The sequence below is a fragment of the Kineococcus radiotolerans SRS30216 = ATCC BAA-149 genome (genome assembly GCF_000017305.1).
Taxonomy (GTDB): Bacteria; Actinomycetota; Actinomycetes; order Actinomycetales; family Kineococcaceae; genus Kineococcus; species Kineococcus radiotolerans.
In genome coordinates this window covers 2,805,677-2,820,108 of sequence record NC_009664.2, presented here as the reverse complement: position 1 = coordinate 2,820,108, position 14,432 = coordinate 2,805,677, and the positions used below count along the sequence as shown (strand labels likewise).

Below are 14,432 nucleotides of genomic sequence, written 5' to 3'. Positions count from 1 at the left end.
TTCAGCCGAAGTGCTTCGGCAGCGTCGCCGTGTGCGCCTCGCGCAGCTCCGCCAGCGGGACGGAGAACGCACCCTGGACCTCCAGGGCCCCCGGCTCCCCGTCGTCGCCCGCGTCGGTCACGCCGATGCGCACGTGCGCCAGACCCCGGGCGGTGCACATGTCGGTGAAGCGCACCTCCTCCTCGCGCGGCACGGACACGATCGCCCGGCCCGCGGACTCGGAGAACAGCGCGGTGAACGCGTCGATCCCGTCGCGCTCGAGCAGCTCGTCCAGCCAGACCCGGACCCCGACGCCGAAGCGCAGGGCCGACTCCGCCAGGGCCTGCGCGAGACCGCCGTCGGAGAGGTCGTGGGCGGCGTCGACGAGACCGTCGCGCGAGCACTGCACCAGCACGTCGGCCAGCAGCTTCTCGTGGGCGAGGTCGAGCACCGGCGGCAGCCCGCCGAGGTGGCCGTGCTCGGCCCAGGCCCACTCCGAACCGCCGAACTCGTCGCGGGTGGTGCCGAGCAGGTAGACGTTCTGCCCGGCCTCCCGCCACCCCGAGGGGGTGCGGCGGCGGACGTCGTCGAGGACGCCCAGGACGCCGATGACCGGGGTCGGCAGGACCGCGGAGTCCAGCCCCTCGTCGCCGGTCTGGTTGTACAGCGACACGTTGCCGCCGGTGACCGGGACCCCGAGCTCCTCGCAGGCCAGGGCCAGGCCCTGGACGGCCTCGGCGAACTGCCACATGACGCCCGGGTCCTCGGGGGAACCGAAGTTCAGGCAGTCGGTGACCGCGAGGGGCTTCGCCCCGGCCGCGGCCACGTTGCGGTACGCCTCGGCCAGCGCCAGCGCCGCGCCGGTGCGCGGGTCGAGGCGGGCGAAGCGGCCGTTGCCGTCGAGGCTGAGCGCGACGCCGAGGTTGGTCTCCTCGTCCACGCGCACGACCCCCGCGTCGTCGGGGGTCGCCAGCGCCGTGCGGCCCAGGACGTAGCGGTCGTACTGGTCGGTCACCCAGGCCCGCGAGCACAGGTTCGGGGAGGCGACCATGCGCAGCAGGGTGGCCCGCAGCTCCTCGCCCGTGCCCGGGCGCGGGAGCGAGTCCGGGGTGTCCGCCTGCAGGGCGTCCTGGGAGGCGGGACGCGCGTAGGGGCGCTGGTAGACGGGGCCGTCGTGGGCGACGGTGCGCGGGGGCACGTCGACGACGGTCTCGCCGTGCCACTGCACGACGAGGTGCTCGCCGTCGGTGACCTCGCCGAGGACCGCGGCCTCGACGTCCCACTTCGCGGTGACGGCGAGGAACGCCTCGACGTTCTCCGGGGTGACGATCGCCATCATCCGTTCCTGCGACTCGCTCATGAGGATCTCCTCGGGCGAGAGCGAGGGGTCGCGCAGCGGCACCCGGTCCAGGTGGACCAGCATCCCGCCGTCCCCGGCGGAGGCCAGTTCGCTGGTGGCGCAGGACAGCCCGGCGCCGCCGAGGTCCTGGATGCCCTCGACCAGACCGGCGTGGAACAGCTCCAGGCAGCACTCGATGAGCACCTTCTCCTGGAACGGGTCGCCGACCTGGACGGCGGGGCGCTTGCTCGGGCCGGTGGAGTCGAACGTCTCGCTGGCCAGCACCGACACCCCGCCGATGCCGTCGCCGCCGGTGCGGGCGCCGAAGAGCACGACGAGGTTCCCGACGCCGCGGGCGTTGGCCAGGTGCAGGTCCTCGTGGCGCAGCGCCCCCACGCAGAGCGCGTTGACGAGCGGGTTGCCCTGGTAGGTGGGGTCGAAGACGACCTCGCCGCCGATGTTGGGCAGGCCGATGCAGTTGCCGTAGCCGCCGACGCCGGAGACGACGCCGGGCACGACGCGGGCGGTGTCGGGGTGGTCGATCGCGCCGAAGCGCAGCGAGTCCATGACCGCGATCGGGCGCGCGCCCATGGCCATGATGTCGCGGATGATCCCGCCGACGCCGGTGGCCGCGCCCTGGTAGGGCTCGATGAAGCTGGGGTGGTTGTGGCTCTCCACCTTGAAGGTGACGGCCCAGCCCTGCCCGATGTCGACGACGCCGGCGTTCTCGCCGATGCCGACCATGAGGGAGGCCTTCATGTCCTCGGTGATGTGGTCGCCGAAGGTGCGCAGGTGGACCTTGGAGCTCTTGTAGGAGCAGTGCTCGCTCCACATGACCGAGTACATGGCCAGTTCCGCGCCGGTGGGGCGGCGGCCGAGGATCTCGCGGATGCGGGCGTACTCGTCGGTCTTGAGCCCGAGCTCGGACCACGGCTGCTCGTGCTCCGGGGTCTGCGCGGCGCGCTCGACGGTGTCGAGGCCCGTCGTGGTGGGGGTGCTCACGCGAGCGCCTCCAGCCCGGCGGTGAGCACCGAGGTGAACAGGCCGAGGCCGTCCAGCCCGGGCCCGAAGAGCTCCTCCACGGCGTGCTCGGGGTGCGGCATGAGCCCCACCACGTTGCCGCGCTCGTTGCTGATGCCGGCGATGTCGCGCAGCGACCCGTTGGGGTTGCCGTCGAGGTAGCGGAAGACCACGCGGCCCTCGCCCTCCAGGCGGTCCAGGGTGGCCGTGTCGGCGACGAAGCCGCCCTCGCCGTTCTTCAGCGGGATCGTGATCTCCTGCCCCGCCTCGAACGTCGAGGTCCAGGCGGTGGCCGACGACTCCACCCGCAGCCGCTGGTCCTTGCACAGGAACTTCTGGTGGTCGTTGCGGACCAGCGCACCGGGCAGCAGGTGCGACTCGCACAGCACCTGGAAGCCGTTGCAGATGCCGAGGACCGGCATCCCGCCCCCCGCCGCGCGCACGACCTCGGTCATGACCGGGGCGAAGCGGGCGATGGCGCCGCAGCGCAGGTAGTCGCCGTAGGAGAAGCCGCCCGGCAGGACGACCGCGTCGACCCCGTGCAGGTCGGCGTCGGCGTGCCACAGCGCGACGGCCTCGCCGCCGGCGAGGGTCACGGCGCGGCGCGCGTCGCCGTCGTCGAGGGAGCCGGGGAAGGTGACGACGCCGACCCTCACGCCGAGGCCTCCGCAGGGTCCGCCTCGCGGACGCTCACGACGTCCTCGATGACCGGGTTCGACAGGAGCGTCTCGGCGGCCCGGCGGGCCTGCGCGAGGACCTCCGGGGTGACCTCGCCGGCCACCTCCAGCTCGAAGCGCTTGCCCTGGCGGACGCTGGTGAAGAGATCGAAGCCCAGGCGCGGGAGAGCGCCGACGACGGCCTTCCCCTGCGGGTCGAGGATCTCGGGTTTCGGCATGACGTCGATGACGACGCGGCCCATGCGCGGCGCTCCTTCGAGAGGGGGATCGGCGGGTCCAGGCTACCGCCGCCGCGGGGGCTCAAGGACCGCCCCGCACCTGCCGACGTGAGGACGTGGAGTCCAGCCGGAGGTCCCGCCGCCCGAGCGCGTCGGTGCTCGTCGACACGGCGGTCTTCGCGCTGGGCCTCGCGGTCCTCGCGGGGGCGCTGCTGGCCTGGCGCGGCGCGGGCTCGGACCCGGCCCTGCTGACGGCCCTGGTCATCGCCCTGCCCGTGGGCTGGGTGCTGACCCGCTTCCCGCTGATGGTCACCGGGATCAACAGCGGCATCCTCGTGCCCTTCGCCCCGGTGCTGCTCTTCTTCCTGCTCACCGCGCACCACGCCGAGCCGGCGACGGCGCTGCTGGCCTGGACGCTCGCGACGCTGCCCGCCCACCTCCTCGACCCCCGGGAGTGGACCAGCCGCCTCTTCAACGGCGGTTCCTCCGTGCTGGCCGGGCTGGCGGCGACCCTGGTGGCGGTCGGGCTGCAACCGGTCGACCCCGTCACCCCGCGCCAGCTCCTCGCCGTCCTGGCCGGGGCCGGCACCTACTACCTCCTCGACGCCGTCCTGTCCGCGGTCTCGATCGCCGTGGAGCACCGGCGGCGGGTGTCCGGGGAGCTGCTGCAGCCGGGGACCCTCGTCGGCGGGGCGCTGTTCCTCGTCGTGGCCAGCCTCGGCTACCTCTCCGCCGCGGTCGACCTGTCGATGCCCGGCTGGGTCACCAACCTCACCGTCCTGCCCGCCGCGGCGGTCGTCGTCGCCGCCCGCGGCTGGCGGACCGCCCAGCAGCGGCGCGCGCAGCAGCACGAGCTGTTCCAGGCCTCGGTGCGGATGCACACCGTCACCACCGACGGGGAGCTGGTGGCCGCGCTGGAGCAGCACGGGTCCGCGCTGCTGTCCCGCGGGCGCCTGCGGGTCCTGGACCGCCCCCCGGGCACCGGGGAGGACGGGCGCCCCCTGCCGGCCGGTCCCCGCGGCGCGCCGCGCTGGCTGGTCGCGCCCGCCTCCGCCAACCGCGACGCCGCGAGCTTCGACACCTCCGTCGTGGAGGCCCTGGCGCTCATCGCGGCGACCGCGGTGCACCGGGTCGCGCAGGCCGAGGCGGCCGAGGCGGCCGCGCTGCTGGACCCCCTCACGGGGCTGGGCAACCGGCGGGCGTTCACCCAGCGGCTGGCCGCCGCGGTCGCGGCCGACGCCGCCGTCGCGGTCCTCTTCGTCGACCTCGACGGGTTCAAGGCCGTCAACGACACCCTGGGCCACGCGGCCGGCGACGAGCTGCTCGTGGAGGTGTCCCGGCGGCTGCGGGGCACCGTCGGGGCGGAGGCGTGGCCGGCGCGCCTGGGCGGGGACGAGTTCGCCGTCCTGCTGCCCGACCGGCTGCCCGGTGTCGTCGAGGACACCGGCGACGCGGTGGTCACGGCCCTGCGCGAACCGTTCCTGCTCACCGCCGGCCCCGCCACCATCGGCGCCAGCGTGGGCATCGCCCCCGCCGCGCCCGGCGACGCGGCGGAGGCGCTGCTGGCGCGGGCCGACGCCGCGATGTACGCGGCGAAGCGGGCCGGCGGCTGCCGCAGCGTGCTGGCCGTCGACGGGGTCTGAGCGCGACCCCGGCGGAACCCGGCGGAACCCCGGCGGGGCCTCAGCCCCCCAGGGCCAGGTCCAGCGCGGCCCGGCAGTGCAGGGCGGTGGTGGGGAACACCGGGACGGCGAGGCCGTGCGCGTCGTCCGGCCCCACGCTGAGCTCCAGCTCCGTGCACCCCAGCACGATCCCCTCGGCCCCGGCGGCGACCAGGCCGGCGGCGACGGCGAGCAGCCGGCGGCGGGAGGCGTCCTCGACGCGGCCCACGCACAGCTCCTCGAACACGATCCGCTGGACCTCCTCGCGGTCCGCCTCCCCCGGGACGATCGTCGTCACGCCCCCCTCGGCCAGCCGCGCGCGGTAGAAGTCCTGCTCCATCGTGTAGCGGGTCGCGAGCAGGCCGACCCGGCTGAGCCCCGCCGCCCGCACCGCCACGGCCGTGACGTCGGCCAGGTGCAGGACCGGCACCGACACCGCGCCCGCGACGGCGTCGAAGACCCGGTGCATGGTGTTCGTGGCGATGAGCAGCAGGTCCGCCCCCGCCGCCTCGAGGCCCCTCGCCTCCGCGGCGAGCAGGTCGCCGGCCTCCCCCCAGCGGCCGGCGACCTGCAGCGGCTCGACGGCGGCGAAGTCGACCGTCGCCACCACGAGCCGCGCCGAGTGCAGCCCCCCCAGGCGCTCGCGGACCCCCTGGTTCAGCGACCGCAGGTACTCCGCGGTCGACTCCCAGCTCATGCCCCCGATGATCCCGATCCTCTGCACGCCCCCAGCCTGACCGCCCCCGCACCCAAGGAGAAGAGCGATCTCGCAACACCACCTGTCACCAGGACTTCCATGTCACCCTGGCTCCGTGACGAGCCCGCTGGCCCTGGACCCCCGCAGCCTCGTCGTGCTCCACCTCGTCGTCCGCCACGGGTCGCTGTCGGGCGCCGCGCGCGTCCTCGGGTGGACCCACCCGGCGGTGTCCCAGCACGTGCGCCGGCTGGAACGCGCCGCCGGTTGCGCCCTCGTCGAGCGCTACGGGCGCGGGGTGCGCCCCACGGAGGCCGGGGCGGTCCTGGCCCGCCACGCCGCCGACGTCGCCGCCGCGCTGCGCGGCGCCGGCGACTGCCTGGCCGGCCTGGCCACCGACCGGCCCGCGCGCCTGCGCGTCGCCGCCTTCCCCACCGCCTGCGCCACGATCGTGCTCGACGCCGTCCGGGCCCTCGCGATCAGCGCCCCCGGGGTGGCCGTCGACGTCCTCCAGGCCGAACCCCCGGAGGCGTTCCGGGCCCTGCGCGAGGGCGCCGCCGACGTCGCCGTCGTCTTCGACGACGTCGCTCCCGGGGTCGGTCCCGGCGGGGCGGGTGCCGCGGGCCTGCACGCCCGCCCGGCCGGGCGCGACCCCCTCCTGGTCGTGCTGCCCGGGACCCACCCCCTGGCGGGGCGGGCGCGGGTCCCCCTCGCCGCGCTGGAGGACGCCACCGTCCTCGCCGGCTGCCCGACCTGCCGCGCGCGCTGGGAGCGGCACTGCGCCCGCGCCGGCGTCCGGACCCGCCTGCACCACCAGGTCACCGACGACCACGTGCTCATGCAGGCGATGGTGGCCGCCGGGCAGGGCGCGGCGGTCCTGCCCGGGCTCGCCCTGAGCGCCCACCGCCGCCCCGACGTGGTGGCCCTGCCGCTGGACCCCCCGCTCGGGCGCGACCTCACCGTCCTGGTCCGCGGCGACACCCCGGCGGCCGGGCCCGCGGCGGCTTTCGCCGACCGGCTCGCCGCGTCGGTGCCCGCCCCGGGCGGGACCGGCGGCTGAGGACCCCGGCCCGCCGGGCGGCGCTAGCGTGCCGGGGTGCGCGAGCTCCGCTTCACCCAGGTCGACGTGTTCTCCGCCGTGCCCCTGGGCGGGAACCCGGTCGCCGTGGTCCACGACGCCGACGACCTCACCGCCGGGCAGATGCAGCGCTTCGCCGCCTGGACGAACCTGTCCGAGACGACGTTCCTGCTGCGGCCGACGACCCCGGAGGCGGACTACCGGGTGCGGATCTTCACGACCCGCGGGGAGCTGCCGTTCGCCGGGCACCCCACGCTCGGTTCCGCCCGGGCCTGGGCGGAGGCCGGCGGCACCCCCCGCCGCCCCGGCGTCATCGTGCAGGAGTGCGGGGCCGGCCCGGTCGAGGTCCGCTGCACCGGGAGCGCCCTGGCCTTCGCCGCGCCGCCGCTGACGCGCCGGGGGCCGCTGGCCCCGGACCTGCTGGCGCGGGTGCTGGAGGGGCTCGGGGTGGGCGCGGGCGACGTCGTCGCGAGCTCCCACCTGGTCAACGGGCCCGAGTGGGTCGTGGTGCGGCTGGCCGACGCGGCGGGCGTCCTGCGGCTGGTCCCGGACCCGGGACCGCTGGCCGGGCTGGCCGTGGGCGTCGTGGGCGCCCACCCCGAGGGCCACGAGGCGGCGGTGGAGGTCCGCGCCTTCGTCGGCGAGGGCGCCACGTTCGTGGAGGACCCGGTGACGGGCAGCCTCAACGCCGCGATCGGGCAGTGGCTGAGCGACCTCCCCGACCGCTACGTCGCCGCGCAGGGGGGCGCGGTCGGGCGCGCGGGACGGGTGCGGGTCGAGCGCGAGGGCGGGCGCGTCTGGGTCGGCGGCGACACGGAGGTCGTGCTGCGGGGCACCGCCGCGTTCTGAGCCGCGCCCCGGCGGTCACGGGTCGTGGCCCGCCGGCCGGTGGGGGAAACTGACCGGATGAAGGTCCTCTCGATCCAGTCGGCGGTGGCCCACGGCCACGTCGGCAACTCCGCGGCCGTGTTCCCCCTCCAGCGCATCGGGGTCGAGGTCGTCCCCGTCCACACGGTCAACTTCTCCAACCACACCGGCTACGGGTCGTGGCGGGGACCGGTCATGGCGGCTTCCGACGTCGCCGACGTCATCGCCGGGGTGGAGGAACGCGGGGTCTTCCCCGAGATCGACGTCGTGCTGTCCGGGTACCAGGGCGGCACCGGCATCGGCGACGTGATCGTGGACACCGTCCGCCGCGTCAAGGCCGCCAACCCCTCCGCGGTCTACGCCTGCGACCCGGTGATGGGCAACGCGAAGTCCGGCTGCTTCGTCGCCCCCGAGATCCCGCACCTGCTGCGCGACCGGGTCGTGCCCGTCGCCGACCTCATCACCCCGAACCAGTTCGAGCTGGGGTTCCTCACCGGGACCGACCCCTCGACGATCGAGTCGACGCTGGCCTCCGCCGACGCCGCCCGCGCGATGGGCCCCTCGACGGTGCTCGTCACCAGCGTCGAGCGCCCCGACCGCGAGGACGGGACGATCGAGATGCTCGTGGTCGAGGACGCCGGGGCGTGGGTCGTGCAGACCCCCCTGCTGCCGTTCAAGGCCAACGGGTCCGGCGACGTCACCGCCGCGCTGTTCTCCGCCCACCACCGCGAGACCGGCGACGCCGCGCTCGCCCTGGAGCGGACCGCCTCCAGCGTCTTCGACCTCATCGAGGCGACCCACCGCTCCGGGCAGCGGGAACTGCGCATCGTGCAGGCGCAGGAGTCCTTCGCGAACCCGCGGATGCAGTTCAGCGCCCGGCGCGTGCGCTGACCGGGCGCTGACCGGGGCGCCGGTCCCGCGTCAGCGGGTGGCGGAGACGCCCGCCTCGGCGCAGGTCTGGCTGGCGGCCCCGGCGCACAGCGCGTCGACGGTCGTGTAGCCGTCGGCGAGGACCTCGCTCTGGACCTCCGCCTTCCCCACCGCCTGCGGCTGCAGCAGGACGGTGGGGACCGCGCCGGCCCCGTTGTCGGTGGTGCCGGTCGTCGCGGGGGTCTTCCCCTCGAGGACGTCGGCGACGAGGTCGGCCGTGGCGCGGGCCTGCCCGGGCAGGTCCTTGTAGACCGTCATCGTCTGGGTGCCGGCCAGGATGCGCTGCAGCGCAGCGGTCTCGGCGTCCTGACCGGTGATCGGGACCCCGGAGAGACCGGCCTCGTCGAGGGCCTGCAGCGCACCCGCGGCCAGGCCGTCGTAGGCGGTGTAGACGCCCAGCAACCGGCGGCCGTTCAGCTCGCCCAGGGCCGCGCGCATCTCGACGGCGGCCTGGTCGGCGCTCCACCCGGCGACGTAGCGCTCGGAGGCGACGTCGACCTTCCCGTCGAGGACGGAGTGCGCCCCGGCGGCGAACAGCCCGGCGTTGTTGTCGGCGGGGTCGCCCTGGAGCATGACGATCGCGCCCCCGGCGGTGTCGGTGCCGATGGCGTCCAGGATCGCCTGACCGCCGAGCTCCCCCACGGCCCCGCCGTCGAAGGAGGTGTAGTAGTCGATCGCCGAGTCCTTGAGGAGGCGGTCGTAGGCGACGACGGGGACGTCGGCGGAGTTCGCCGCGGAGACGAGGTCACCGGCCGCGGCGCCGTCGAGGGCGACCACCACCACGGCCTCGGCCCCGTCGCGGATCGCCTGCACGCCCTGGGCGTTCTGGGTGGCCTGGTCCTCGGCGGTCTGGACGTCGACGACGCACGTCGGGCACCGCTGGGCGAGCTCGACGGAGAAGTTCGGCACGTCGTAGGCCATGAAGCGCAGCGACGTCGCGGGGACGAGGAAGGCGACGTGCGGTCCCTCCGCGGCGGCGGCCGAGGTGGTGGCGGTGTCCCCGCCGCAGCCGGCGAGGGCGCCGGCGAGGAGGGTGGCCCCGGCGAGCAGGGTCGCCGTGCGCGCGGTGGTGCGGCTCATCGTGGTTCTCCGGCCTCTGGTCGTCAGTAGGTGAAGTGCGAGACGGTGGTGCGCATGCGGGCGGCCATCTCGGCCAGCTCGCCGACGGCGCGCTCGCTGTCGGAGGCGCCGGAGCCCGTGGTGTGGGCCGCGGAGGCCACCGTGTCGACGGTGGCGGCGATCTGCCCCGCGCCGCCGGCGGCGTCGGCGACGCTGCGCCCCATCTCCTGGGTCGTGGCGGCCTGCTCCTCCACCGCGGCGGCGATGGTGCCCTGGTAGTCGCTGATCTCCGCGACGACCGTGCCGATGCTGCCGATGGCGGCCACCGCCTGGTCCACGTCGCGCTGGATGGCCTCGATGCGCTGGGCGATGTCCTCGGTGGCCCGCGCGGTCTGGCCGCTGAGCTCCTTCACCTCGCCGGCCACGACCGCGAACCCGCGGCCGGCGTCACCGGCCCGCGCGGCCTCGATCGTCGCGTTGAGCGCGAGCAGGTTGGTCTGCTCGGCGATGGAGGTGATGGTCTTGACCACGTCCCCGATCTCGGCGGAGGACCGGCCGAGCTGGGCCATCGTCTGGCCGGTCTCGCCCGCGATGCGCACCGCGTCGCCGGCCACGTCGGCCGCGCGGGAGGCGTTGGTCGAGATCTCGCGGATCGAGGAACCCATCTCCTCCGCGCCGGCCGCGGCGCCGGCGATGTGGGCGCTGACCTGGTTGGCGGCCTGGGCGACCTCGGCCGCGCGCTGGGAGACGTCGTCGACGCCGCCGGCGATGACGCGGCTGTTCGCGCGCAGCTCCTCGGCCGCGGAGGCCAGCGCGACGGCCTCGCCGTGCAGGCTGGAGACGGTGTCGCGCATGCTGCCGGTCGCGGTGCCGAGGGCCTGCGCCATCCGGCCGACCTCGTCGAGCTGGGCCACGTCGGCGGTGGCGGTGAGGTCGCCGCGGGCGACGCGGTCGAGGACCGCGACGACCTGGCGCAGCGGCCGGACCACCAGGCGGGTGGTCCAGGTGGCCAGCAGGACCGTGATCAGCAGGCCGGCGAGGGCGACGGCGACCATGGCGGTGCGGGCCGTGGAGTAGCTGCCGGAGGCGGCGGCCACCGAGGCGGAGGCGTGGCGGTCGCTGGAGGCGTCCAGGGCGTCCAGCGCGTCCTGGGCGTGGTCGGCGAGGATCGCCACGTTGCCCAGGTAGAGGGTCTGGAACTTCGCGCGGTCGGCGGGGTCGCCGGAGGTGGCCAGCGGCAGCAGGAAGTTGTCGCGGGTGGCGCGGTAGGAGTCCCACCAGACGGTGAACTCCTTCAGCTCCGCCCGCTGCTGCGCGGTCGTGGTGGCCGCGGAGAAGTCCTCCACGAGGTCGTCCAGCCGCTGGTCGTCGTCGGCCAGGCGGGCCTGCAGGTCGGTGCGCGCGGCGTCGTCCTGGGCGAGGGCCAGGTTGGCGAGGTCGCGCTGCGCCTCGACGGCCGCGGCCCGGATCCCGGCCAGCTGACCGGCGGGGACGAGGTCCTCGGCGTAGATGGCGTGCGCGCGCCCGTTGACCTCGGAGGCGCCGGTGAGGCCCACGCCCAGCAGCGCGGCCGCCATCGCCGAGGACACCCCGACGAGAGCGGCCAGCTTGGTGGCCACGGACCGGTCGGCGAACCGCCGGCGGCGGGGGCCGGCACCGCGGCCGGTAGGCGCCTTCGACATCCCAGTCACTCCTGATGGTCCCGGCGGTCAGTCGACCGCACCTGGACACCATCGACCGGTGAGCGGCCCACTTGAGCGCCGGACCACCCAGGGCCGGCCCGCCGGGTCAGACCAGGCGCATCGCCTCGGTCAGGGTGGCCCGCAGCACCTGCTCCATCTCGTCGAACTCGGCCTGGCCGGTGGTCAGGGCGGGCGCGACCTGGATGACGGGTTCGCCGCGGTCGTCCGGGCGGGCGTAGAGGCCGTTGCGGAACAGCGCCCCGGGCAGGAACTGCTTGATCAGCGTCTCGCGCTCGGCGAGGTCGAAGGTCTCCTTCGTGGCCTTGTCCTTGACCAGCTCGACCGCCCAGAAGTACCCGTCGCCGCGGACGTCGCCCACGATGTCGAGGTCCAGCAGCCGGCGCAGGGTGTCGCCCAGCGCCTGCTCGTTGTCGAGGACGTTCTGGTTCAGGCCCTCGCGCTCGAAGATGTCCAGGTTCGCCAGCGACACCGCGGCCGAGACCGGGTGCCCGCCGAAGGTGTACCCGTGGGGGAAGAAGTTCTTCCCCTCCAGGAACGGCTCCATGATGCGGTCGCTGGCGATCATCGCCCCGATGGGGCCGTACCCGGAGCTCATGCCCTTGGCGCAGGTGATGATGTCGGGCTGGTAGCCGAACTTCTCGCAGGCGAACATCGTGCCGTGGCGGCCGAAGCCGCAGATGACCTCGTCGGAGACCAGCAGCACGTCGTGCCGGTCGCAGATCTCGCGCACCCGCTGGAAGTACCCCGGGGGCGGGACGAAGCAGCCGCCGGAGTTCTGCACGGGTTCGAGCACGACGGCGGCGACGGTCTCGGGTCCCTCGAAGAGGATGGCCTCCTCGATGCGGGCCGCGGCCCACGCGCCGAACGCGACCGGGTCGGTGGGGGCGCCCATCCGCTCGGCGCGGTAGATGTTGGTGTTCGGCACCCGGAAACCCCCGGGCGTCAGGGGTTCGAAGGCCTGCTTCATGGCCGGCAGGCCGGTGATGGCGAGCGCGCCCTGCGGGGTCCCGTGGTAGGCGGTGGCCCGGGAGATCACCTTGTGCTTCATCGGTTTCCCGGTGAGCTTGAAGTACTGCTTGGCGACCTTCCAGGCGCTCTCGACGGCCTCGCCGCCGCCGGTGGTGAAGAACACCCGGTTCAGGTCCCCCGGGGCGTAGGAGGCGACCCGCTCGGCGAGCTGGACCGCGGGTTCGGTCGCGTAGCCCCAGACGGGGAAGAACGCGAGGGTCTCGGCCTGCTTCGCCATGACCTCGGCGAGCTCGGCGCGGCCGTGCCCGGCCTGGACGACGAACAGCCCGGAGAGGCCGTCGAGGACCTTGTGGCCCCGGTCGTCCCACACGTGCGCGCCCTCGCCCTTGACGATGACGGGCGCGGGCCGGTCCTGGTAGGCGCCCATGCGGGCGAAGTGCATCCACAGGTGGTCGCGGGCGGCGCGGGCCGGGCCGGGGGCGCCGGGCGCGGTCTGCGGGACGCTCTGCTCGGTCACGGTCATGCCGGGCCCTCCTGGGGATCGCGTCGGGACTGCGGGACGTCCCCCCAGCGTGCCCGGGCCACCGGCGGGGCACCAGCGACGCTCCGTCGGCACCGGGGCGCTCCCGCCGACGAAGCGTCGGCGCTAACCTCCCCGCGTGCTGACGGTCGCGGACGTCCTCGCCCTGCCGGTCCTGGTGGCCGGGGCGCCGCGCGTGCGGGCCGGGGAGGACCGCCTCGACGCACCGGTGCGCTGGGTCCACGTCAGCGAGCAGGCCGACGTGACGGGGCTGCTGGGCGGCGGGGAGCTGCTGCTGTCGACGGGGCTGGGCCTGACCCGGGCCGGCTTCGACGCCGACGGGTACGTGGGCGCCCTGGTCGAGGCGGGCGCGGCGGGTCTGGTCGTCGAGCTGGGCGAGGTCCTGCCCGCGCTGCCGGCCCCGCTGCTGCGGGCGGCGCGGGCGGGCGGTCTGCCGCTGGTGGAGCTGCACCGGGCGATCCGGTTCGTGGAGGTCACCGAGCGGGTGCACGCGCGGCTGCTGGACGCCCAGCACGAGCGGCTGCGCTTCGCCGAGCGGGTGCACTCGACGTTCGCGGCGCTGGGGACGTCGGGGGCCTCGACGCGGGAGGTCCTGGAGCGCGCCGCGGGGCTGCTGGACGCGCCGGTGGTGCTGGAGGACCTCGCCCACCGCGCGGTGGACCACGTCCCCGGCCGCAGCGGCACCGTGGAGGTGCTGCGGGACTGGGCGCGCCGCTCGCGCCGCGAGGGCGGTGGGGGCCCGGGCGGCGGCCCGGAGGGGTGGACGGCGGTGGCGGTGGGCCGGCCGGGTGAGCGCTGGGGCCGGCTGGTCCTGCCCGGGCGGGGGGCGGGGCAGGACGCCGGCCTGGTCCTGGAGCGCGCGGCGGAGGTCCTGACCGTCCTGCGGCTGCTGGCCGCGGGCGGTCCCGGCGAGGTCACCGCCGACCGCGCCCACGGCGACCTCGTCAGCGACCTGCTGCGGGCCCGTCCCGTCGACGAACCGGCGCTGCGGCAGCGGTTGCGGGCCCTGGGGCTGCCCGTGCGCGGGGGGTTCGCGGCGGGGGCCGTGCACACCCCCGGCGGGGCCGACCGCCCGGCGGTGGCCGCCGCGCTGCGAGCGGCCGGGGTCGTGGGGATCACGGGGGTCCTGGGGCCGGACGTGGTGGGCGTCCTGCTCGTCGGGGCCGCGGAGCGGTCGCTGGTGCGGCTGGCGGCGGAGCTGCCGGCGTCGGCGACGCTGGGGGTGACCGCCCCCGGGGAGCGCCTCAGCGGGACCGGCGAGGGGTTCGCCGAGGCCCGGCACGTCGCGCAGGTGGCCGCCGCGGCCCCGGGGCGCGCGCCCGGGCGGGTGCGCCGCGCGGCCGACCTGGGGGTGCGGGGGCTGCTGTGGCGGTTGCGCGACGACGCACGGGTGGCGGAGTTCGCCGAGGGTCAGCTCGCGCCGCTGCTCGACGCCCCCGACGGGGGGCGGGCGGACCTGGAGCTGCTGGCCCACCTGCTGGCTTCGGGCGGGTCGATGACGAGACTGGCGGGGCTGCTGCACCTGTCCCGCCCGGCGGCCTACGGGCGGGTGCAGCGGCTGGCGGGGCGGCTGGGGCGGGACCTGGACGACCCCGAGACGCGGCTGGCGCTGCACCTGGCGCTGCTCGTGCGGGGTCAGGGTCCCGGGGGGCCGGGGGCGGCTCCGCCGAACCGCGATCACGGCGAGTGATGACCTA

Annotated in this window: 12 protein-coding genes; 5 read left to right on the top strand and 7 right to left on the bottom strand. The window is 75.8% G+C overall.

The features are described from left to right. Position 1: 1 nt before the first annotated feature. The 3 genes from purL to purS are packed head-to-tail and all read right to left on the bottom strand — an operon-like array spanning position 2 to position 3,257. Positions 2–2,320, bottom strand: coding sequence for a phosphoribosylformylglycinamidine synthase subunit PurL (purL, locus tag KRAD_RS13505; RefSeq protein ID WP_012086181.1), 2,319 nt, complete (start codon positions 2,318–2,320; stop codon positions 2–4). Beyond that, the gene (purQ, locus tag KRAD_RS13500; protein ID WP_012086180.1) at positions 2,317–2,994 is read right to left on the bottom strand and encodes a phosphoribosylformylglycinamidine synthase subunit PurQ; all 678 of its coding nucleotides are present in this window, start codon (positions 2,992–2,994) and stop codon (positions 2,317–2,319) included. The genes purL and purQ overlap by 4 nt, the downstream gene beginning before the upstream one ends. Beyond that, positions 2,991–3,257, bottom strand: a complete 267-nt coding sequence (gene purS / locus KRAD_RS13495; protein ID WP_012086179.1) for a phosphoribosylformylglycinamidine synthase subunit PurS — start codon at positions 3,255–3,257, stop codon at positions 2,991–2,993. The genes purQ and purS overlap by 4 nt, the downstream gene beginning before the upstream one ends. 92 nt (positions 3,258–3,349) lie before the next feature. Here purS and KRAD_RS24410 point away from each other — a divergent pair, with 92 nt between their 5' ends. Next, complete coding sequence (locus KRAD_RS24410; protein WP_012086178.1) at positions 3,350–4,876, top strand: GGDEF domain-containing protein; 1,527 nt, start codon at positions 3,350–3,352, stop codon at positions 4,874–4,876. A 40-nt stretch (positions 4,877–4,916) separates the two neighbouring features. On the opposite strand, the gene KRAD_RS13485 is transcribed toward KRAD_RS24410, so the two are convergent. Next, a complete protein-coding gene (locus KRAD_RS13485; protein ID WP_012086177.1) occupies positions 4,917–5,618 on the bottom strand; it encodes an aspartate/glutamate racemase family protein in 702 nt (233 codons plus the stop codon). An 88-nt stretch (positions 5,619–5,706) separates the two neighbouring features. Between KRAD_RS13485 and KRAD_RS13480 the strand changes: the two genes are divergently transcribed. Genes KRAD_RS13480 through pdxY form a run of 3 tightly spaced genes read left to right on the top strand, consistent with a single transcriptional unit; the run spans position 5,707 to position 8,424 of the window. Continuing rightward, on the top strand, positions 5,707–6,648 hold the full coding sequence (locus KRAD_RS13480) for a LysR family transcriptional regulator (RefSeq protein WP_012086176.1): 942 nt from the start codon (positions 5,707–5,709) through the stop codon (positions 6,646–6,648). A 36-nt stretch (positions 6,649–6,684) separates the two neighbouring features. Continuing rightward, positions 6,685–7,515: a PhzF family phenazine biosynthesis protein gene (locus KRAD_RS13475; protein WP_012086175.1), complete on the top strand. Its 831-nt coding sequence runs from the start codon at positions 6,685–6,687 to the stop codon at positions 7,513–7,515. A 57-nt stretch (positions 7,516–7,572) separates the two neighbouring features. Beyond that, the gene (gene pdxY / locus KRAD_RS13470; RefSeq protein ID WP_012086174.1) at positions 7,573–8,424 is read left to right on the top strand and encodes a pyridoxal kinase PdxY; all 852 of its coding nucleotides are present in this window, start codon (positions 7,573–7,575) and stop codon (positions 8,422–8,424) included. Between the two features lie 30 nt (positions 8,425–8,454). On the opposite strand, the gene KRAD_RS13465 is transcribed toward pdxY, so the two are convergent. The 3 genes from KRAD_RS13465 to KRAD_RS13455 form a co-directional block, all read right to left on the bottom strand. Further along, on the bottom strand, positions 8,455–9,543 hold the full coding sequence (locus KRAD_RS13465) for a sugar ABC transporter substrate-binding protein (RefSeq protein ID WP_012086173.1): 1,089 nt from the start codon (positions 9,541–9,543) through the stop codon (positions 8,455–8,457). A gap of 23 nt (positions 9,544–9,566) precedes the next feature. Next, positions 9,567–11,204 carry a methyl-accepting chemotaxis protein gene (locus KRAD_RS13460; protein ID WP_012086172.1) on the bottom strand — a complete coding sequence of 546 codons (1,638 nt, stop codon included), beginning with the start codon at positions 11,202–11,204 and terminating at the stop codon, positions 9,567–9,569. A 106-nt stretch (positions 11,205–11,310) separates the two neighbouring features. Continuing rightward, positions 11,311–12,717 carry an aspartate aminotransferase family protein gene (locus tag KRAD_RS13455; RefSeq protein WP_012086171.1) on the bottom strand — a complete coding sequence of 469 codons (1,407 nt, stop codon included), beginning with the start codon at positions 12,715–12,717 and terminating at the stop codon, positions 11,311–11,313. Positions 12,718–12,853: 136 nt separating this feature from the next. Between KRAD_RS13455 and KRAD_RS13450 the strand changes: the two genes are divergently transcribed. Next, the gene (locus KRAD_RS13450) at positions 12,854–14,425 is read left to right on the top strand and encodes a PucR family transcriptional regulator (RefSeq protein ID WP_012086170.1); all 1,572 of its coding nucleotides are present in this window, start codon (positions 12,854–12,856) and stop codon (positions 14,423–14,425) included. The last annotated feature ends 7 nt before the right edge of the window (positions 14,426–14,432 follow it).